The following is a 20399-nucleotide window of genomic DNA, read 5'->3' as shown; positions in this document are numbered from 1 at the left end:
GGGAGGGATCAGATCGCGTCGGCCGGGGTGTAGACGCCCCACACCTCCCGCAGCGCGTCGCAGACCTCGCCGACGGTCGCCCGGGCGGCCAGCGCCCGCTTCATCGGGTAGAGCACGTTGTCCGAACCCGCGGCCGCCGACCGCAGCTCCGCAAGGCAGGCTTGCACCTCCTCCGCGTCCCGGTCGGCGCGCAGTTTGGCCAACCGGCCGCGCTGGCCCTCCTCGATGGCGGGGTCGACCCGCAGCGGCTCGTAGCGCTCGTCGTCGGGAACGACGTACCTGTTGACGCCCACCACGACCCGTTCGCCGCCGTCGATGTCGCGCGAGATCTGGTACGCCGCCTGCTCGATCTCTGCTTTCTGGTAACCCTTCTCGATCGCTGCCACGGCGCCACCGAGGTCCTCGACCGTCTGCATCAGCGACCGCGCGGCCTCCTCCACCGCGTCGGTCATCGACTCCACGGCGTAGGAGCCGGCGAACGGGTCGACGGTCGCGGTCACGTCGGTTTCGTACGCCAGCACCTGTTGGGTACGCAACGCCAGCCGGGCGGCCTTCTCGCTGGGCAGCGCGATCGCCTCGTCGTAGGCGTTGGTGTGCAGCGACTGCGTGCCGCCCAGCACCGCCGCGAGTCCCTGGACGGCGACCCGGACCAGGTTGACCTCGGGCTGCTGCGCGGTCAACTGCACGCCCGCGGTCTGGGTGTGGAACCGCAGCATCTGCGACTTCGGGTTGCGCGCGCCGAACCGGTCGCGCATCACCTGCGCCCAGATCCTGCGGGCGGCGCGGAACTTCGCCACCTCCTCCAGCAGGGTCGTACGGGCGACGAAGAAGAACGACAGCCGCGGCGCGAACTCGTCCACGTCGAGCCCGGCGGCGATCGCGGCCTGGACGTACTCGATGCCGTCGGCCAACGTGAACGCGATCTCCTGCGCGGGCGTGGCACCCGCCTCGGCCATGTGGTAACCGGAGATGGAGATCGTGTTGAACCGCGCAAGCTCGGCTTGACAGTAGCCGAAGATGTCCGACACCAACCGCAGCGAGGCCTTCGGCGGATAGATGTAGGTGCCGCGGGCGATGTACTCCTTCAGCACGTCGTTCTGGATGGTCCCGTTCAGCCGGGCGGGGTCGACGCCGTGTTCCTCGCCGACGAGTTGGTAGAGCAGCAGCAACACCGCGGCCGGTGCGTTGATCGTCATCGACGTGGACACCTGGTCCAGCGGGATGCCGTCGAAGAGCAGCCGCATGTCCTCGACGGAGTCGATCGCCACCCCGACCTTGCCGACCTCGCCGTGCGCGATCGGCGCGTCGGAGTCGTACCCCATCTGGGTGGGCAGGTCGAAGGCCACCGACAGGCCGGCGGTGCCCGCCTCGATCAGCTGGTGGTAACGGCGGTTGGACTCCGCCGCGGTGCCGAAGCCGGCGTACTGCCGCATCGTCCACGGTCGGCCGGTGTACATCGTCGGGTAGACACCCCGGGTGTACGGATAGGAGCCGGGCTCGCCCAACTGGCTCGCGGGCGTCCAGCCGGCGAGGTCGCCGGGTCCATAGACGGGCTTGATCGGCAGGCCGGACTCCCCCACCCGCGCCGGGCGTGAGGGGGAAGGTTTCGACGCAGCGGCATCGGTCATGGGTTCTCGCCTCCGCGACGAGGATATCCACGAGCGGCGTCCTCCCACGCCGACGCGTCGCGGTGGAGCACCTCGACGTCCTCACGCAGGTCGGTGGGCAGCCAGGCCATGGCGTCCGCGGCGTAGTAGAACCCCTGGCGGCCGGTAGACGGCGCCCCCGGCCGGGCCCGGGTGAGGACGGCCAGGGCACGGGCCTCGCTCGCGTGCAGCCAGACCTCGGTCCCGTCGGTGGTGGCGTAGTCGGCGCCCGCCTGGGCGTAGCGGATCGCGTCCTGCGGCCGGCCGATCCAGTACGACACCACCGACTGCAGGCCACGCGCCCACGCCCGCAGGCCGTTGTGGTCGGCGAGGTCGGCGCACACGAACGCGGCGTGCGCGTGCGCCATCGCGTTGGGAGCGTCCACCCGGTCGTGGGCGAGCTTGGCCAGCATCCCGGAGACGAGGGCGGCGGCGAAGTACAGCCGGCGTACGTGCGTGGGACGCTGCGGGCCCTCGAGCAGGGTGAACAGCAGGTCCTGGGTGGCGGCGAGAGTGCCCAGGATCCGCGGCAGCGGCCGCTGCTGGTAGGCGTGGGTGAGCTGGCGCACCTCGGCGTACACCTGCTCCAGGCTCTCCTCACCGAGGGTGGTGCGGGCGACCAGCAATCCGAACCCGCGCGCCCGCCTGGCGGCCCGCTCCAGGACGTCCAGATCGTCGGCATCCCGCGCGACGGCGGCGTCCTGACCGGACCTGGTTGCCGTCCCGGTCGCACCGGCCGGGCCGGCGAACGGGCCGGTCGCGAGCGTCGGACCGGTCGTGGCGTACGGCGCGACCAGCTCGGCGGCGGGCCGGCCGAACATCGCCTGCAGCACCCGGCGGGTGACCGGCGTCATGCCGGTGCGCTGCCCGGACGCGAGCCGGCGCAGGTGCCGCGCGGACATGCTCGCCCCGCGTTCACCGGTCTGCCGGGCGAGCGTCTCGAACGCCTCGGCCAGCTCGTCGTAGGTCTGGTCGCGCTGGCGGATCAGGTGCTCCAGCACGGTGCGAGGGGCGGTGTCTCGTCTCCCCGTCATCCACTCCTCCTGGTGGCCAGGCCCCCGCTCGTCGGAACGCCCGCCCACGAACGCTCCAGGAAGTTGTACCGGCAGGCACCGACCGACGCCCACGCCGAGCGCGGAGGTTCCCGACGAGGTCCGGCACAGGTCCCCCGGGTGCCATCCGGGTCCGGCACAGGTCCGCCACAGGTCCGCCGTGGGACCTCGCCTGGTCACGCCCACCCACCGAATGCTTGAGCCCTGCCCGAGGTCGGTGACTCCGAAGCCGAGTGCCGGCGAGGGCTGCGTCCGCACACCACACCCCGCGCGATCACGTGGCCGGGTCGTGGTTCGCACGATCACGAAGGAGGCAGGCAGATCCATGACGACAGAGGCCCCGCCGGCGGAGGACCGGCAGCGCGACGAGCTGATCGAGTCCGCACGGATAGCCCTGAAGTCCGCCGGTTACCGTTCCCATCCCCGCGTGGGCATGGCCGGCAAGCAGTACGGCATCGAGATTCCCTACCCCTCGCTGCCGGAGATCTCGGTCGTCCTCCGCTGTGACCGCTGGGACGGGCGGTGGGTCTTCCGCCGGACCGGATGCCGCCCGGTCGCCGACGCCGACGACCTGGAGAGCCTCATCGCGTGGGTGAAGGAGCTCGTCGAACCACCGTTCGGCATCCAGCAGTGAGACGGCCGGCCGCGGCTCTCCCCGCCCAGGTCAGCTGGTCATACTGGGGTGGTGCGTATCACCAGGAAGATCTCCGCCCTGCTGCTCGCGGTGGCGGGCTGGAACGTCGTCACCTACGCCACGTTCATCCGCAATCTGGCCAGGACCGAAGGGCGCCCGACGGGCTTCTACGTCGCCCACACGGTGCTGATCGTCGTCAACCTCGCCATCGCGGTCGTCCTGGGCCGAATCGGCTGGCAGGCCCTGAAGGCGGAGCGGACCGGCGCCGGCGAGGCGGGGCCGGGTCAGGGCCGCGACGAGGTGTCCGCCGGCCGCTGAGCTCCGGTCCGCTGAACGGTCGGCTGCGTTCGGATCGGCCGCGCTCGGGTCGGCTGGCTCAGGTCGGCACGTCGGTGGTGTTGCCACCGGACACCACCACGACCACGGTCTCGCCCGCCACCGGCGTGAACGCGCCGGACAGCAGGGCCGCGAACGCCGTCGCCCCGCCGGGCTCGGCGAGGACGCGGCAGCGTTCCCAGAGGAACCGCCGCGCGGCGACGATCGCCTCGTCGGGCACCAGCAGCGGCGTGGTGCGGGAGGGCGCGGCGACGGCGTACCCGTGCCGGCCGACCAGCCCCGCACCCATGCTGTCCGCGGCCACGCCGCCGACCTCGACCGGCACAGGTCCACCGGCCGCCACCGCGGCCGACAGCGACGGGCAGCGCTCCGGCTCCACCGGCACCACCGCGGCCCGGCCGGCCAGCGCCAGCCCGGTCCCGGCGTACAACCCTCCCCCGCCGCAGGACACCAGCACCGTGGACACCTCCGGCACCTGCTCGGCGATCTCCAGGCCGAGCGTCGCCTGACCCGCCACCACCTCCGGCGCGTCGTAGGCGTGCACCCGCACCACCGAACGCCCGGCGGCCCAGCGTTCGGCGGCGGCGAACGCCTCGGGGTAGTAGCCGTCGACCACGACCACCTCCGCGCCGTACGACGCGACGCGTGCAGCCTTCACCGGAGGCGACGTGGCCGGGACGAAGACTCGCGCGGGCACAGCCACCCGGGCGGCAGCCCAGGCGACGGCGGCGCCGTGGTTACCCCCGGACGCCGCCACCACTCCGTCGCCGGCGGGCGGCCGGAGGAGAAGTGTGTTGAGGGCACCCCGGGCCTTGAACGAACCCGTGTGCTGAAGCAACTCCAGCTTGACGAGGACCCGCGCAGGTACGCCGAGTTCCGCCCCGTCGAGTTCCAGAACGGGAGTACGCCTGACCTGTCCGCGCAGCCGCTCCGCCGCCGCGGCGAGTTCGCGTTCTCCCGGCAGCCGCAGGATCTCGGCACGGCCCACGTCATCGGCCGTGTCGTCCTGCGTATGGCCCGTGTGGCCCGTGTGGCCCGTGTGGCCCGAACCGTCCTCGCGGTCGGTGTGATCCGCGCGGTCGGTGTGGTTCACGTTCTCCCGCTCCGCAGACATCACCACCGGTGACCGTCCCCTTCTCCAGCGTCAGGTACTACCCTGTGCGGCACCATGCCCCCAGCCGATCATCCCAGCCCCCGTGAACGGGCCGGCCTGACCGTGGGACACGTGTGTCCTGTGCGCCCGGTGCACGCCGTTGTCCGTGCCGGTACGCCCAGCCGAATCGCCCGCCTGGTCTGCGTTCTCGTGCTCGGTGTGGCGACCACCCTCGGCCTGACCGCCGTTCCCGCCGGTGCGGCACCCGGCGCACCCGATGCGAAGCCGACGCCCACCACCCCGCCCGTGCCTGGACCGTCCGCGACGCCGGTTCCCACCGCCAACCCGTTCACCGGTCCGGTCGGTGGCGCGGCGCTCGGACGCCGCGGTGTGGTGGTGGACCGAAAGTCCGCTCCGGCGCCGCCGAAGGTCGACGTCGCGTCCTACGTCGTGGCCGACCTCGACACCGGCCAGGTCCTCGCTTCCAAGAACGCCCACGTCCCCCTTCCCCCGGCGAGCACGCTCAAGACCCTGACCGCGGTCACTTTGCTGCCCCGGTTGGACAAGCGAGCCCGCTACACCGCGGTGCCCGCCGACACGCGGGTGGAGGGCAGCCGGGTCGGGATCGAGACCGGTCGCGCGTACACCATCGACCAGTTGTTCTACGGCCTGTTCCTGCCCTCCGGCAACGACGCCGCCAACGCGCTGGGCAACGCCGCCGGGGGCACCCGCACCGCGGTCGAGATGATGAACACCGAGGCGCGCCGGCTCGGCGCGTTCGACACCCACGCGGTCAACACCAGTGGGCTGGACGAGCCCGGCCAGGTGTCGTCCGCCTACGACCTGGCGCTGGTCGCGCGGGCGGGCATGGCCCGCCCCGACTTCCGCCGCTACGCCACGACCCTGCGCTACAACTTCCCGGGCAAAGGGAAGAGGACGTACCAGATCCAGAACCTCAACAAGCTGCTCGGCCACTACCCCGGCGCGATCGGGGTGAAGAACGGCTACACCACGAAGGCACACAACACGCTGGTGGGCGCGGCGGAGCAGGACGGCCGCCGGCTGGTGGTGGTGATCATGCGCTCCAAGTCGCCGTACTGGACGCGCGCGGCCGCCTTGCTGGACTGGGGGTTCACCGTCGGCGCGAAGGCGAAACCCGTCGGCAACCTGGTCACCGGCGACGACGTGGCCCGGGCCGCGGCCGCCCGGGCGCCCAGGCCGGCGGCGCCGAAGCCCGGTTCCACCCGGCCGGCCAGCCCGGCGGCCACGCCCACCCCGGTGCCCACCCTCGCCCCCGGCGCGGCCGGAGCGACCGACCCGGGCGTGGCCATCGCCGCGGCGGAGTCCGCGTGGCCGCGGCTGCCGGTCTGGCTGTGGCTGATGCTGCTGGTGTTCCTCGGCCTCGCGGGCCTGCGGGTCTACAGCTACGTACGCTCCCGGCGCTGACGCTCGGTCCTGCGCCGCCGCCGTTCGGCTTTCCGGCGCTCCCGCCGGGTGGCCAGCCAGCCGACGGTGAGGCCGCCCGCGAACGCGCCGAACGCCGCCGACAGTCCCCGGCCGATGCGCTGGGCCCGTCCTCCGGCAGAGGTGGGCCCCACGCCGGCCGCGTCACCCACGCGTGCGCCCTGCCCGCGTACCTGCCTCACTCCGCCGGCCTTCTCCGGATGGGCCATCTTCTCCACCGGCACGCTGGTGACCGCCCAGGCGGCGCCGAGCACGGTCAGCCGGTCGAAGTAGTTGATCCACACCAGCAGCGCCACCAGCACCGCGAACGCGCCGTAGAGCGGGTTGCCGGTCACCGTGCCGAGGATCAGGCCCGCGATCTGCTTGAGCACCTCGAACCCGAGGGCGGCCAGCAGCGCGCCGCGCCACAGCTTCTTCGCCGGTACGTCGTGCCGGGGCAACAGCCGGTAGAGCGTGAAGAACAGCACCGAACTCGCGGCCACGCCGACCGCGGCCGCCACCGCCCACAACAACACGCCCACGCCGGGCACCCTGGTCAGGTGGGCGAGGCTGAAGACGAAGTCGGCGAACGCCGTGACGGCCGTACTCACCCCCACCGACACCAGCAGGACGATGCCGACCGCCACCAGCACGACCAGGTCGAACACCTTGTTGAGCACGAAGTTGCGGGTGTCCTCCGCGACGGCCGCGAACACCGCCTGCAGCGACGTGCGCAGCGCGGAGATCCAGTTCAGTCCGGAGTAGAGCAGCACCGCCAGGCCGATGATGCCCACGCCCGCCTTGTTGCGCGCGATGGCCTGGACGTCGAGCTGGTTCCTGCCGGTGCCGATCATCCCGGGCAGCACCGACGACATCGCCGAGGTGACGGCGTCCCTCGCCCCCGGGACGTACTCCACCACGAAGCCGACGGCGGCGAACACCAGCGCGACCAGCGGAAAGAAGGACAGGAAGGCGTAGTACGTCGCGGCCGCGGCGAGCTGGCTCCCCAGCACCTTGTTGTAGTGCGCCAGCGCCCGGGCCAGGTGGTCGACCAGCTTCGAACGCACCCGCATCCGGGCCACCTTGTAGTCCAGGCGTTGCCGCACCCGCGAAACGTCCATGCCAACGTCCCTTCCCCGTGCGGCCTGCCGGCACCGCGAGCGAGCTGACCGGAAACTGACCGGACGCCGACCAGAGGCCGACTGGAGCCGCTCACGACGGCAAGATCAGTGTGCCCCGCCGGGGACGGTCGGACGGGTCGATCGCCCGCGCCGCGCCGGACCGGTCACGCGCCCGGCCGGCCCGCCCAGGGTGTGTTGCCGGACTCCCCGGCCTCCCCCGGCACGCCGGTCGGCTCCTCCGGTGGCACCGGGCCGGGCAGCGGCCCGCCCAGGGCGAAGTCGCGCTGCGGCCGCCACACCAGGTCGGCTCCGTGCTCGAACAGGCTGAACGTCTGCACGGTGAAGGCGCAGGTGTAGCTGTCCAGTGCCTCGTACGCCTTGTCGAGTACGTGGTCGGGCAGGTCGTGCGCGATGGTGACGTGGGGGTGGTACGGGAACGCGAGGTCGCGCCGCAGCGCCCCGCTGCGTACGCCCTCGGCCAGCAGCTCGCAGGACGAAATGCCCTCCGCGACCGCCACGAACACCACCGGCGACACCGGCCGGAAGGTCGCGGTCCCCCGCAGCCGCATGGTGAACGGCTGCGCGGACTCCGCCACCGCCAGCAGGTGGCGTTCGATGGCGGCCATGGCGTCGTCGTCGACCTGGGTCGGCGGCAGCAACGTCACATGGGTGGGGATGGCATCGGCGAGCGGGTCACCGAACGCGGCCCGCCAGCGTTGCAGCTCTCCGCCGTAGGGTTCGGGGATCGCGACCGCGACACCGATCGTGCGCACGGGTGTCGCCGCCCTATCGTTTCGCCACGACGAAACCGAGCCGGTCCTCGACCTCGCGCATTGTCTCCGCGGCCACCGTCCGGGCGCGCTCGGCTCCGCGGGCGAGGATGTTGTCCAGGCTCTCGGGGTCTTCCAGCAGGGCCAGCGTGCGCTCGCGGTAGGGCGTCACGAACTCCACCACGGCGTCGGCGACGTCCCGCTTGAGGTCGCCGTAGCCCTTGCCGGCGTAGGCGTCCACCAGCTCGGGGACGGGGCGCCCGGCGAGCGCGGACAAGATCGTGAGCAGGTTGGAGACCCCGGGCTTGTTCTCCCGGTCGAAGGCGATCTCCCGGCCGGAGTCGGTGACCGCGCTGCGGATCCGCTTGGCGGAGGTCTTCGGGTCGTCCAGCAGGTCGATGATGCCGTTCGGCGACGAGGCCGACTTGCTCATCTTGGCGGTGGGGTCCTGCAGGTCGTAGATCTTGGCGGTGTCGGGCAGGATGAACGGCTCGGGCACCCGGAATGTCTTGCCGAACCTCGCGTTGAAGCGCTGCGCGAGGTCACGGCTCAGCTCGAGGTGCTGGCGCTGGTCCTCACCGACCGGGACGGCGTCGGTCTGGTAGAGCAGGATGTCCGCGGCCATCAGCACGGGGTAGGTGAACAACCCGACCGTGGCGCCCTCGACGCCCTGCTTCTGCGTCTTGTCCTTGAACTGCGTCATCCGGCCGGCCTCGCCGAACCCCGTCAGGCAGCCGAGGATCCAGGCCAGCTGGGTGTGCTCGGCGACATGGCTCTGCACGAACAACGTGCAGCGCTCGGGGTCCAGGCCCGCGGCCAGCAGCTGGGCCGCCGAGCGCAGGCTGCGTTCGCGCAGTTTCGCCGGGTCGTGGCCCATCGTGATCGCGTGCAGGTCGACGACGCAGTAGAAGGCGTCGTGCTCGTCCTGCATGCCGACCCACTGCCGGACCGCCCCGAGGTAGTTGCCCAGGTGGAAGGAGTCGGCGGTGGGCTGGATGCCCGAGAACACGCGCGGTCGCGACATGCTCTGAATTGTGCCAGCCCCGCCGCCGGGCACCGACCCGCCGTCCACACCTGGACCCGCGCGGGCGTGCGGCATACTGGATGATCACCGTGATCGGCGGTACGCCCGTTCGCGAGCGTCCGTTCGACCCCGGCGGTTCGCCCGGGGCGCCCCCGCTCGTTCGCCCCTGGTCAGGCCCGCTCGGCCGGCCTGGCGGGCTCGGCCTGCTCAGCTCGCCCGGTCGCCTCGTCGGAGCCGTTGGCGGCGGAGCGGTGACCGTTGTCCCCAGCCCCCTCGGACGCCTCGCCGGCCCCGGGGCGTTCCGGCGGCCGGGGCGTGAACCGCAGCCGCGCCACCCGCCGGCCGTCCATCTCGATCACCGTGAACCCGTGCCCGTCGAACTCCGCCGACTCCCCCACCGACGGCACGTGCCCGAGCAGCGACACCACGAAGCCGGCGACCGTCTCGTACGGCCCGTCCGGCACGGTCACCCCGGTCTCGTCGGCCACGTCGTCCAGGCCGATCCGGCCGTCCAGCTCGACTTCGCCGGAGACCAGCCGGCGGGACGCGGCCTCCGCGGCGGTGTCGTACTCGTCCCGGATGTCCCCGATGAGCTCCTCGACCAGGTCCTCGAGGGTGACGATGCCCGCGGTGCCGCCGTACTCGTCCAGCACGATCGCCAGGTGGTGGCTGGTCGACCGCATCTCCGACAGGGCCGGCAGGACCCGCTTGGTACCGGGCAGGAAGAGGACGTCCCGGGCCAGGTCGCCGACCCGGACCGAACGGTTGGCCACCTCGGGGTTGAGCAGGTCGCGGACGTGGACGAAGCCCACCACGTCGTCGGTCGACCCGCGCACCACGGGATAGCGCGAGTGCGGGCTCGCGGTGACCTCCTTCACCGTCTTGTAGACCGGCGTGGAGGCGTCCAGGAAGTCGGTTTCCGTACGCGGCAGCATGACCTCGCGCAGCTGGCGGGTGCCGGCGTCGAACACCTCGTCGACGATGGCCCGCTCCTCCTCGCCCAGCGTCTGGTGCCCCGACACCAGCTCCCGCAGCTCCTCGTCGGTCATCTGCTCCCGGCCGACGCTGGGGTCGCCGCCGAGCAGCCGGACCACCACGTTGGTCGACTTGGACAGGAACCAGATGACCGGCCGGGCGAGGGTCGCGATCGAGGCGATCATCGGCGCCAGCGCGGACGCGATCCCCTCCGCCCGCTGCAGCGCGAGCCGCTTGGCCGCCAGCTCGCCCAGCACGATCGAGACGTACGACACCGCGATCGTGATCAGCACCAGCGCGACCGGCTCGGAGGCGCGCGGCGGCACGCCGGCGTTCTCCAGCACCGGCGCGAGGTACTTGGACAGGTTGGCGCCGGCGAACGCCGAGGCCAGGAAGCCGGAGAGGGTCACGCCGATCTGCACGGCGGACAGGAACTGGTTGGGGTCGGCGGTGAGCCGGGCGATCACCTCACCGCGCCGGCCGCGCTGCGCGAGGGACTTGACCTGTCCCTCGCGCAGCGACACCAGCGCCATCTCGGCTGCGGCGAAGACGCCGCCGATGAGGACGAAGATCAGGGCCAGCCCGATGTTAGCCAGAACGGCGTTCATGGATGCGTCACCGGGTGGTCAGTGGGTGCCCGGCCGCCGGGATTCGCGTGGTACGCCGGATACGCGTGTCATGCGAAGTGTGCGTGCTATGGCCAGCCGGACCGCTGCTTGTCGCCATGCGCCCAAGAGTAACGACTTCCTTCCCTGACATTCGCCGACCGCTCCGGGTATCCGGCTCGGTCGATCACGACGCCGTGGTTCCCGCTAGGGTGCCTCTGACGTGCGCGCCGCCGGATCGGTTGCGCGTACGCCGGACGAAACTCACCGCGGGCGCTGTGGTCGAGACGCCGGTCGGCGACGGCCGCGCGGAGTCGGCGCGGCCCGGAGACGGACGTGACATGAAGAAAACCGTGACCCGGTTGGCCGACGGGCGAGAGCTGATCTACTTCGACGAGTCCGACAGCGCCGTCCGCGACGCCGTGGACACCCGGGACCTGCCGGCGCGCCCGCCCGCGTCGGAGCTGCGTTACGACCCGCTGGTCGACGAGTGGGTGGCCGTCGCCGCCCACCGGCAGTCCCGCACCTTCCTGCCGCCCGCCGACGAGTGCCCGCTGTGCCCCTCCCGGCCGGGACATCCCTCGGAGATTCCGGCCGAGAGCTACAACGTGGCGGTCTTCGAGAACCGCTTCCCGTCGTTCTCCGGAGGTCCCGGCGCGGCCGAGGCGGCCGGCGTCGGCGGCCTGACGGACGAGGCCGACCTGTTCGCCCGCCGTCCGGGCGTGGGGCGCTGTGAGGTGGTCTGCTTCACCTCCGAGCACGGCGGCTCGTTCGGGGCGCTGTCCCCCTCCCGGGTGCGCACGGTCATGGAGGCCTGGGCCGACCGGACCGCCGAGCTGTCCTCCCTGCCCGGCGTCGAGCAGGTCTTCTGCTTCGAGAACCGCGGCGAGGAGATCGGCGTCACGCTGCACCACCCGCACGGGCAGATCTACGGCTACCCGTTCGTGCCGCCGCGCACCCGGCGGATGCTCGAGGCCGCCCGCTCCTACGCCGAGCGGACCGGCGGCAACCTGTTCGACGACGTGCTGGCCGCCGAACGCGCCGCGCAGGTGCGGGTGGTCGCGCAGACCAGGCACTGGACCGCCTTCGTGCCGGCCGCCGCCCGCTGGCCGGTCGAGGTGCACATCCGTCCGCATCGCCGGGTGCCCGACCTGGCCGCGCTGGACGACGCCGAGCGCGCCGAGTTCGGCCCGCTCTACCTCCGGGTGCTGCGGGCGCTGGACCGCTACTTCGCCCCCGAGGGCGGGCCCGACCTGCCCCTTCCGTACATCGCCGCGTGGCACCAGGCGCCGGTGCACACCGACCGCGACCTGGCCGCCCTGCACCTGCAGGTGTTCTCGGTCCGCCGGGCCGCCAACAAGCTGAAGTACCTCGCGGGCTCGGAGTCCGCGATGGGCGTGTGGATCAACGACGGCCGCCCCGAGGACGTCGCCGCCCGGCTGCGCGCCCTCGTCGACGAAGGAGGACTGGGATGAAGCTTCTGGTCACCGGCGGCGCCGGCTACATCGGCGGGATCGTCGCGACACTGCTCCTGGAGGCCGGGCACGAGGTGACCGTGCTGGACGACCTGTCCACCGGGCACGGTGACGGGGTGCCCGAGGGCGCGGCCTTCCACCAGGGCGCGATCACCGACGCCGGCGACGTGCTCGACCCGTCCTTCGACGGCGTACTGCACTTCGCCGCCAAGTCGCTGGTGTCGGAGTCGGTCCGCCGGCCCGAGCTGTACTGGCGTACGAACGTCTGCGGCACCCTGGCCCTGCTGGACGCGATGCGGGCGGCAGACGTCCACCGGATCGTGTTCTCCTCCACCGCCGCCACCTACGGCGCGCCGGACACGACGCCGATCACCGAGGACGTCCCGCCGGTGCCGACCAACCCCTACGGCGCGTCCAAGCTGGCCGTGGACGCGATGCTGACCAGCGAGGCGCAGGCGTACGACCTGGCCGCGGTCAGCCTGCGCTACTTCAACGTCGCCGGCGCCTACGGCGACCACGGTGAGCGGCACGACCCGGAGACCCACCTGATCCCCAACCTGCTCGCGGTGGCCGCGGGCGAGCGCCCGGCTGCACAGGTGTTCGGCACCGACTACCCCACCCGTGACGGGACCGCCGTCCGCGACTACCTCCACGTGGTCGACCTGGCCGACGCGCACCTGCGGGCGCTGACCGCCGCCACCCCCGGGCGGCACCTGATCTGCAACCTCGGCACCGGCACCGGTTCGACGGTGCGGGAGGTGCTCACCGCGGTCCGGGAGGTCACCGGGCACGAGGTGCCGGTCGAGGAGTCGCCGCGCCGTGCTGGTGACCCGCCGTCCCTGGTCGCCTCGCACGACCGGGCCACCGCCGAGCTGGGCTGGAAGCCCCGGCGCGACCTGACGTCGATGGTCGCCGACGCGTGGAGCTACCGGCAGCGGCACGCGAGCAACTGAGCGACCCGCACTCGGACAGCACGGACCACAACGGAGCAGACGGAGGACGTACGCGATGAACGCGCGCACCACGCTGGACGCCGAGTTCGAGTCGGCGTTCGACAACTCGGCGGCCGGCATCTGGGCGGCACCCGGCCGGGTCAACCTGATCGGGGAGCACACCGACTACAACGACGGGTACGTCCTCCCGCTGGCCCTGCCCCAGGGCGTGGCGGCCGCCGCCGCGACCCGCTCCGACGGCCTGGTCCGGATGGCGTCCCGGCAGACCGACGGCCGGGTGGAGGTCCGCCTGGACGCGCTCAAGCCGGGCACGGTGGACGGCTGGGCCGCCTACGTGGCCGGGATGGTGTGGTCGCTGCGCGAGGCCGGGCACGACGTCGGCGGGCTGGACATCCTGGTCGACGGTGACGTACCCCTCGGCGCGGGCCTGTCCTCCTCCGCCGCCCTGGAGTGCGCGACCGCGATCGCGGTGACAGACCTGTACGACGTGAAGGTCGACCGGCCCGCCCTCGCCGGGCTGGCCCAGCGCGCGGAGAACGACTTCGTGGGCATGCCCTGCGGGATCATGGACCAGTCCGCGTCGTTGCTGTGCACCCGCGAGCACCTGCTGTTCCTGGACACCCGCACGTCCGCCACCGAGCAGGTGCCGTTCGACCTCGGCGCGCACGGGCTGGCGCTGCTGGTCGTGGACACCCGCGCGCCGCACCGCCTGGTCGACGGGGAGTACGCCGCCCGCCGGCGTACCTGCGAGGAGGCCGCGAGCAAGCTCGGCGTCCGGGCACTGCGCGACGTCGAGGGCCTGCAGGCCGCGATGGACCAGTTGGGCGACACGGTGGAGGCGCGGCGGGTACGCCACGTCGTCACCGAGAACGCCCGCGTCCTCGCCACGGTGGAGCGCCTGCGCACCGGCAGCCCCCGCGACATCGGCCCGCTGCTCACCGCCTCGCACGAGTCGCTGCGTGACGACTACGAGGTGACCGTCCCCGAGCTGGACACGGCGGTCGACGCGGCCCTGGACGCCGGTGCGCTGGGAGCGCGGATGACCGGCGGCGGGTTCGGCGGCTGCATCATCGCACTGGTCGACGCCGACGCCTCGGACACCGTCGCGGGCCGGGTGGCGGAGGCGTTCGCGGCCGCGGGGTTCGGCGCACCGTCGTCGTTCGTGGCCCAGCCGAGCCAGGGTGCCCGGCGGATCCGCTGAGCGGAGAGTCGATGCCGAACTGCTGCAGCCCCGCCGCCGGCCGCCAGCCCTCCCCCGGGGACGAAGCCTCCGCCGGCGGCACGTCGTACGAGCTGCCCTTCGAGGTGCCCACCCGCGACCCGCGCGAGGTGGCCCGCGGGATGGTCTCCCTCCCCGCGGGTGAGTTCGCGATGGGCGGCGCCGACGAGGACGCCTTCCCCGACGACGGGGAGGGTCCGGTCCGCCAGGTGCGGGTGTCGGGGTTCCGGCTGGACGAGACCGCGGTCACCAACCGCCAGTTCGGCGCGTTCGTCAAGGCCACCGGATACGTCACCGAGGCCGAGCGCTTCGGCTGGTCGTTCGTCTTCCACCTGTTCGTCGGGCCGGAGCAGCGCGCCCACGTCAAGGACGCCGGGGTGCCGGGCGCACCGTGGTGGCTGGCGGTGGAGGGCGCGACCTGGCGTACGCCCGAAGGTCCCGGCAGCGACGTCCGGACCCGCCCGCAGCACCCGGTGGTGCACACGTCCTGGCAGGACGCGAACGCCTACGCCCGGTGGGCCGGCAAGCGGCTGCCGACCGAGGCGGAGTGGGAGTACGCCGCCCGTGGCGGGCTCGCCCGCGCGCGCTACGCCTGGGGCGACGAGCTCACCCCCCGGGGCCGCTGGCGGTGCAACATCTGGCAGGGCCGCTTCCCGCGCGTGGACACCGCCGAGGACGGGCACACCGGGACCGCGCCGGTGAAGTCGTACGCCCCGAACGGTTTCGGGCTGTACGAGGTGGCGGGCAACGTGTGGGAGTGGTGCGCGGACTGGTGGAGTACCAGCTGGCACGCCCAGGACCGGCCGGAGACGCGGATCGATCCGGCGGGGCCGCCCGCGGGTGACACCCGGGTGATGCGCGGCGGGAGCTACCTGTGCCACGCGTCCTACTGCAACCGCTACCGCGTCGCCGCGCGGACGAGCAACACACCGGACAGCTCCAGCGGCAACCTCGGTTTCCGCTGCGCGGCTGACCTAGGCTGATCGCGACACCGACACAGGAACTCTTGCCCTCAGCAACTCGCCGAGAACCCAGGAGCAGACCATGCCGGACACGCCGACTTCTCCTCCCTCCTCCGCCCGCCGTCGCGCCGTCGTCTTCGGGATGGACGGCGTACGCCTCGACGTCCTGCGCAGCGCCCACACGCCGCACCTGGACGCCATCGCCGCCGACGGTTTCCTCGCCCCGATCCAGGTGGATCCCAGCGGGCCGACCATCTCCGGGCCCGTCTGGGCGACAGTGGCGACCGGTGTCCTCCCACCGGTGCACCGGATCTTCGACAACAACCTCGACGGCAACCGCCTGGCGGCCCATCCGACCTTCCTGACCCGGGTCGAACACGCTCGCCCGGGCGCGCGCACGCTCGCGCTGGCCGACTGGCCGCCACTGGTGAGTACGGACCACGGCGGCCCGATCTTTCCCGGTGGCCGGCTGATCCCGCCCGGGGGCACCGAGCACCACGGGCTGGCGACCTGGGAGCAGTGCGAGGACCGGCTCACCGACGAGGCGGTCGAGGTGCTGGGCAGCCAGGACGTGCACGCGGCGTTCGTCTACTTCGTCGGGCCGGACGCGGTCGCGCACGAACTCGGCGTCGGCCCGGAGTACGTCCACGCGATCGAGGCCACGGACGCGCGGATGGGCCGGATCCTGGCCGCGATCCGGGCCCGGGCCACCGCTGCCGCCGAGGAGTGGACGGTCGTCGTGGTGACCGACCACGGGCACCGCGACGAGGGCGGTCACGGCGGTGACTCCGAGGTGGAGCGGACGGCCTGGATCGCCGCGTCCGGTCCTACGGTGCCGGCCGTCCCGCCGGAGGGACTCGCCCATGCCGACATCCATCCGCACGTGCTGACCGCACTGGGCATCGACCTCGACCCGTCGTGGGGCCTGTCCGGCCGGCCGTTCGACGTCGACGTCCAACCCGCCTGAAGCGCACCGCCGACCGCGCGGCGGCCGAACGCACGAGCTGGGAAGACTTGTCGGGCCTATGACACCCACAAGTCTCCCCAGCTCGTGCCGAAGCGGTTCGTCAGCGGGGCAGGGCCGGCCTCGCCGAGGTCGGCCGTCCGAACCGGGACGAACGCCTTCCGCGCGACCGTCGCGGTCGGCTCGAATGGCCCGATGAGGATCGAGACCATCGAGACGTTCCTGGCCGACCAGATCGCGATCGTCCGCATCCGCACCGACGACGGCGCGGAGGGAGTCGGGCAGACGTCGCCGTTCCGGCCCGGCCTGTCCGTACGTGTGCTGCACGAGATGGCCGCGCCGCACTTCCTCGGCCAGGACCCGTGGGACCTCGAGGCGCTGGTGGAACGCTGCCTGCGCAAGGAGTACAAGTTCCCCTCGACGTTCCTCTACCGCGCGCTCTGCGGCATCGACACCGCGCTGTGGGACCTGCTCGGCAAGGTGACCGGCCAGCCGGTCCACAAGTTGCTGGGCGGGCAGGTGCGCGACTTCGTGCCCATGTACGCCTCCAGCATGAGCCGGTCGATCACGCCGGAGGCGGAGGCGGAGCGGCTGGTGGCGCTGCGGGAGGAGTACGGCTTCCGCGCCGCCAAGGTCCGGGTCGGCGACGTGATGGGCGCGGACCGGGACGCCTCCCCCGGCCGGACCGAGAAGCTGATCCCGCACGTCCGCAAGGTCCTGGGTGACGACTTCACCATCCACGCCGACGCCAACAGCGGCTTCTCGGTGTCCCGCGCGATCAGGGTGGGCAGGATCCTGGAGGACAACGGCTACGGCCACTTCGAGGAGCCCTGCCCCTATCCCCTGCTGGAGAACACCGCGCAGGTCGCAGCAGCGCTCGACATCCCGGTGGCCGGTGGCGAGCAGGACAACTCGCTGGTGCAGTTCCGGCGGATGATCGAGTCGCACGCGGTGGACATCGTGCAGCCAGACATCGGCTACATCGGCGGTGTCGCCCGGGCCCGCCGGGTCGCCCGGATGGCCGAGGACGCGGGGATTCCGTGTACGCCGCACTGCTCGAACACCTCGATGCTGCAGGTGTTCACGCTGCACCTCGCGGCGTCAATGCCGGCTTGCCACCAGTTCCACGAGTGGGGCATCGAGGACACGCCGTGGACGCGCGGTGTCTACGAACCCGACCTCCGTCTGGAGAACGGAGGGGTCAAGGTGCCGTCGGCGCCCGGCTGGGGTGTGGAGATCACCCCGGAGTTCCTCCGCGACGCACACCGCGAAGTGTCCAGCCGATAAGGGTTCCCGGACACATGGCCAGCGGCTCCGGGCTCACTGCTTGTCGATCAGCTCGCGCAGCTTCAGGGCGGCGTTCTCGATGTCGTCGTAGTCGTTCTGGCCCGCCCTGGACTCCGCGCTGATCACTCCGCAGCGGTGGACCTTCACGAAGTCGCCGTACGGGAACTTGTAGTGCGACTTGGTCTCGGCGTTCTGGTCGTCGTCGACGCCGAGGTACCACTTGCCGTACTCCTCGTAGCCGTGTTTGTCGAGGTAGGCGTTCTCGTCCGCCGCCGACGGCTGGTGTTCGCTCCAGGCGTCCCGCTCGTCGGTGATGTACTTCCCGTCCCTGACGAGTTGCTTGGCGTGTTCGAACGCGCTCCTGTTGAGTTTGGTAGCCACGGGTGCATCCTTCCGCGCGAGGCGATCACGAAACGCGGGCGAGCACGTCGGCGACCCGGCGGAGCCCGGCCGGGCGGAGACTCGCCGGCGCTGGAAGACGACGTCGCCCACCCGGCCGGCCGGAGCCGGCCCGGGTGGGCGACGAAACGTACGACGTGGCCGTAGGAACAGACCTACTGCTTGGCCACCTTGACCTTCAGCGTCTCCGCCAGCGCAGCCAGGAAGTCGTCGGTGCTCAGCCACTCGGCGTCGCCACCGACCAGCAGCGCGAGGTCCTTGGTCATCTTGCCGGCCTCGACGGTCTCCACGCAGGCCTGCTCCAGCGTCTGCGCGAACGCCGACACCTCCGGCGTGCCGTCCAGCTTGCCGCGGTGGGCGAGCCCCCGCGTCCAGGCGAAGATCGACGCGATCGGGTTCGTCGACGTCTTCTGGCCCTTCTGCCACTGGCGAAAGTGCCGCGTCACCGTGCCGTGCGCCGCCTCGGCCTCGACCGTGCGGCCGTCCGGGGTCATCAGCACGCTGGTCATCAGGCCGAGCGAACCGAAGCCCTGCGCAACGGTGTCGGACTGCACGTCACCGTCGTAGTTCTTGGCCGCCCAGACGAAGCCGCCCTCCCACTTCAGCGCCTGCGCCACCATGTCGTCGATGAGCCGGTGCTCGTAGGTGATGCCGGCCTCTTCGAACTTGCCCTTGAACTCCGTCTCGAAGACCTCGGCGAACAGGTCCTTGAAGCGGCCGTCGTAGGCCTTGAGGATGGTGTTCTTGGTGGAGAGGTAGACCGGGTAGCCGCGCTGCAGGCCGTAGTTCAACGACGCCCGCGCGAAGTCGCGGATCGAGTCGTCGTAGTTGTACATCGCCATCGCGACGCCGCCGCCGGGGTACTCCGCGACCTCGAACTCCATCGGCTGGCTGCCGTCGGTCGGGGTGTAGGTGACGGTGAGCTTGCCCGGACCCGGCACCACGAAGTCGGTGGCCTTGTACTGGTCGCCGTGGGCGTGCCGGCCGATGATGATCGGCTTGGTCCAGCCCGGCACCAGGCGGGGGACGTTGTCGATGATGATCGGCTCGCGGAACACCACGCCGCCGAGGATGTTGCGGATCGTGCCGTTCGGCGAACGCCACATCTTCTTCAGGCCGAACTCCTCGACCCGCGCCTCGTCGGGGGTGATCGTGGCGCACTTCACGCCCACGCCGTGCTGCTTGATCGCGTTCGCCGCGTCGACCGTCACCTGGTCGTCGGTGGCGTCGCGGTGCTCGATGCCGAGGTCGTAGTAGTCGAGCTGGAGGTCGACGTAGGGCAGCAGCAACTGCTCCTTGATGTCCTTCCAGATGACCCGGGTCATCTCGTCGCCGTCAAGCTCGACGATCGGGTTCTTCACGCTGATCTTTGACAAGGGGGCTCCTCCGGCCAGGACGTGGATCGGGGTGGGGGCAACCCCGCCGGCCATCCACGCCGAGGGTGGGGTTAGAGGTTCTGGACGTCGGACTGCTTGCTGCGGACGGCTTCCGCCGCCTCCTTCAGCGCGGCCAGCTCGCTGTCGGTGAGGTCGGTCTCGACGACCTTGCGTACGCCGGTCCTGCCGAGCTCGGCGAGGACGCCGAGGTAGACGCCGTCGATGCCGTACTCACCGTCGACCCATGCGCACACGGGCATGACGTCGCCGGAGTCCTCCGCGATCGCCTTGGCCATCCGGGCCGCCGCGGCCGAGGGCGCGAAGTACGCCGAGCCGGTCTTGAGCAGGGCGACGACCTCCGCCCCGCCGTTGCGGGTGCGGTCCACGAGGGCCTCGATCTCCTCCGCGGACAGCAACTCGGTCAGCGGCTTGGTGGAGCCGTCGACCTCGACCGTGCACTTGCTGGGGACCGGCACCATGGTGTCGCCGTGGGAACCGAGGGTCAGCGTGGTCACGGCGCCCACCGGGACGCCGAGCTTCTCCGCAACGCTGTTGGTGAACCGCGCGGTGTCGAGCATGCCGGCCTGGCCGAGCACGCGGTTGCGCGGGAACTGCGTGGCCAGCTGCGCCAGCGCGGTCATCTCGTCCAGCGGGTTGGACACCACGATGACCACCGCGTTGGGCGCGTGCTTGGCGACGTTCTCCGCGACCTGCCGGACGATCTTGGCGTTGGTCTCGATCAGGTCCATCCGGCTCATGCCGGGCTTGCGCGGCAGGCCGGCGGTGATGATCACGATGTCGGAGCCGGCGATCGCCTCGTAGCCTCCGCCGTCGCGAGCCGTCGTCTGGCCGGTCACCTTGGTCTCGAAGCCCTCGACCGGGCGGGACTGGTTGATGTCGAGGGCCAGCCCCTCGGGCCGGCCTTCGAGAATGTCGGTGAGGACGACCTCGTCGAAGATGTCGTACTCGGCGAGTCGCTGCGCGGTCGTCGACCCGTAGAAACCCGCACCGACGACAGCGACCTTGCCGTTACGCGCCATGTGTGCTCGCCTCCTGGAAGATGCC

19 protein-coding genes are annotated in these 20399 nt (G+C 71.8%); 9 read left to right on the top strand and 10 right to left on the bottom strand.

What is annotated here, in order from left to right:
- Nucleotides 1-8 precede the first annotated feature (8 nt).
- On the bottom strand, nt 9-1628 hold the full coding sequence (locus ABZV93_RS02170; protein ID WP_354928874.1) for a methylmalonyl-CoA mutase family protein: 1620 nt from the start codon (nt 1626-1628) through the stop codon (nt 9-11).
- A complete protein-coding gene (locus tag ABZV93_RS02165) occupies nt 1625-2680 on the bottom strand; it encodes an XRE family transcriptional regulator (RefSeq protein WP_354928871.1) in 1056 nt (351 codons plus the stop codon). Before ABZV93_RS02165 ends, ABZV93_RS02170 begins: the two co-directional genes overlap by 4 nt.
- A gap of 343 nt (nt 2681-3023) precedes the next feature.
- Between ABZV93_RS02165 and ABZV93_RS02160 the strand changes: the two genes are divergently transcribed.
- Together ABZV93_RS02160 and ABZV93_RS02155 are read left to right on the top strand one after the other, a co-directional pair.
- Complete coding sequence (locus tag ABZV93_RS02160) at nt 3024-3332, top strand: hypothetical protein (RefSeq protein ID WP_354928868.1); 309 nt, start codon at nt 3024-3026, stop codon at nt 3330-3332.
- Between the two features lie 51 nt (nt 3333-3383).
- Nucleotides 3384-3650: a hypothetical protein gene (locus ABZV93_RS02155; protein ID WP_354928865.1), complete on the top strand. Its 267-nt coding sequence runs from the start codon at nt 3384-3386 to the stop codon at nt 3648-3650.
- A gap of 58 nt (nt 3651-3708) precedes the next feature.
- On the opposite strand, the gene ABZV93_RS02150 is transcribed toward ABZV93_RS02155, so the two are convergent.
- Nucleotides 3709-4656 (bottom strand): serine/threonine dehydratase, encoded by a 948-nt coding sequence (locus ABZV93_RS02150; protein ID WP_354928862.1) that lies wholly within the window; start codon nt 4654-4656, stop codon nt 3709-3711.
- Nucleotides 4657-4911: 255 nt separating this feature from the next.
- Between ABZV93_RS02150 and ABZV93_RS02145 the strand changes: the two genes are divergently transcribed.
- Nucleotides 4912-6207: a serine hydrolase gene (locus ABZV93_RS02145; protein ID WP_354928859.1), complete on the top strand. Its 1296-nt coding sequence runs from the start codon at nt 4912-4914 to the stop codon at nt 6205-6207.
- On the opposite strand, the gene ABZV93_RS02140 is transcribed toward ABZV93_RS02145, so the two are convergent.
- The 4 genes from ABZV93_RS02140 to ABZV93_RS02125 form a co-directional block, all read right to left on the bottom strand.
- Nucleotides 6186-7325, bottom strand: a complete 1140-nt coding sequence (locus tag ABZV93_RS02140; protein ID WP_354928856.1) for a YihY/virulence factor BrkB family protein — start codon at nt 7323-7325, stop codon at nt 6186-6188. The two genes, ABZV93_RS02145 and ABZV93_RS02140, sit on opposite strands and share 22 nt — an antisense overlap.
- A 164-nt stretch (nt 7326-7489) precedes the next feature.
- A complete protein-coding gene (locus tag ABZV93_RS02135; RefSeq protein WP_354928853.1) occupies nt 7490-8098 on the bottom strand; it encodes a 2'-5' RNA ligase family protein in 609 nt (202 codons plus the stop codon).
- Nucleotides 8099-8111: 13 nt separating this feature from the next.
- Nucleotides 8112-9119: a tryptophan--tRNA ligase gene (trpS, locus tag ABZV93_RS02130; RefSeq protein WP_354928850.1), complete on the bottom strand. Its 1008-nt coding sequence runs from the start codon at nt 9117-9119 to the stop codon at nt 8112-8114.
- Nucleotides 9120-9289: 170 nt separating this feature from the next.
- Complete coding sequence (locus tag ABZV93_RS02125; protein WP_354928847.1) at nt 9290-10702, bottom strand: hemolysin family protein; 1413 nt, start codon at nt 10700-10702, stop codon at nt 9290-9292.
- Nucleotides 10703-11040: 338 nt separating this feature from the next.
- On the opposite strand from ABZV93_RS02125, the gene galT reads away from it, so the two are divergent.
- The 6 genes from galT to ABZV93_RS02095 all read left to right on the top strand — a co-directional run bounded on the left by galT (nt 11041) and on the right by ABZV93_RS02095 (nt 17559).
- Nucleotides 11041-12174: a galactose-1-phosphate uridylyltransferase gene (gene galT, locus ABZV93_RS02120; RefSeq protein WP_354928844.1), complete on the top strand. Its 1134-nt coding sequence runs from the start codon at nt 11041-11043 to the stop codon at nt 12172-12174.
- The gene (galE, locus tag ABZV93_RS02115; RefSeq protein ID WP_354928841.1) at nt 12171-13127 is read left to right on the top strand and encodes a UDP-glucose 4-epimerase GalE; all 957 of its coding nucleotides are present in this window, start codon (nt 12171-12173) and stop codon (nt 13125-13127) included. Before galT ends, galE begins: the two co-directional genes overlap by 4 nt.
- A 55-nt stretch (nt 13128-13182) precedes the next feature.
- Nucleotides 13183-14328 (top strand): galactokinase, encoded by a 1146-nt coding sequence (gene galK, locus ABZV93_RS02110; RefSeq protein ID WP_354928838.1) that lies wholly within the window; start codon nt 13183-13185, stop codon nt 14326-14328.
- Between the two features lie 11 nt (nt 14329-14339).
- The gene (locus ABZV93_RS02105) at nt 14340-15329 is read left to right on the top strand and encodes a formylglycine-generating enzyme family protein (RefSeq protein ID WP_354928835.1); all 990 of its coding nucleotides are present in this window, start codon (nt 14340-14342) and stop codon (nt 15327-15329) included.
- A 61-nt stretch (nt 15330-15390) separates the two neighbouring features.
- On the top strand, nt 15391-16275 hold the full coding sequence (locus ABZV93_RS02100; protein WP_354928832.1) for an alkaline phosphatase family protein: 885 nt from the start codon (nt 15391-15393) through the stop codon (nt 16273-16275).
- A gap of 84 nt (nt 16276-16359) precedes the next feature.
- Nucleotides 16360-17559, top strand: a complete 1200-nt coding sequence (locus ABZV93_RS02095) for a mandelate racemase/muconate lactonizing enzyme family protein (protein WP_354928829.1) — start codon at nt 16360-16362, stop codon at nt 17557-17559.
- A gap of 33 nt (nt 17560-17592) precedes the next feature.
- On the opposite strand, the gene ABZV93_RS02090 is transcribed toward ABZV93_RS02095, so the two are convergent.
- From ABZV93_RS02090 to ABZV93_RS02080, 3 genes are all read right to left on the bottom strand, one after another.
- Complete coding sequence (locus tag ABZV93_RS02090) at nt 17593-17940, bottom strand: hypothetical protein (RefSeq protein ID WP_354928826.1); 348 nt, start codon at nt 17938-17940, stop codon at nt 17593-17595.
- Between the two features lie 173 nt (nt 17941-18113).
- Nucleotides 18114-19334, bottom strand: coding sequence for an NADP-dependent isocitrate dehydrogenase (locus ABZV93_RS02085; RefSeq protein WP_354928823.1), 1221 nt, complete (start codon nt 19332-19334; stop codon nt 18114-18116).
- 71 nt (nt 19335-19405) lie between these two features.
- Nucleotides 19406-20374: a malate dehydrogenase gene (locus tag ABZV93_RS02080; RefSeq protein WP_354928820.1), complete on the bottom strand. Its 969-nt coding sequence runs from the start codon at nt 20372-20374 to the stop codon at nt 19406-19408.
- Nucleotides 20375-20399: the final 25 nt, after the last annotated feature.

Source organism: Actinopolymorpha sp. NPDC004070, assembly GCF_040610475.1.
Classification (GTDB): Bacteria; Actinomycetota; Actinomycetes; order Propionibacteriales; family Actinopolymorphaceae; genus Actinopolymorpha.
Note: the sequence above shows the minus strand (reverse complement) of the source record. Positions and strands in the feature narration are given on the sequence as shown.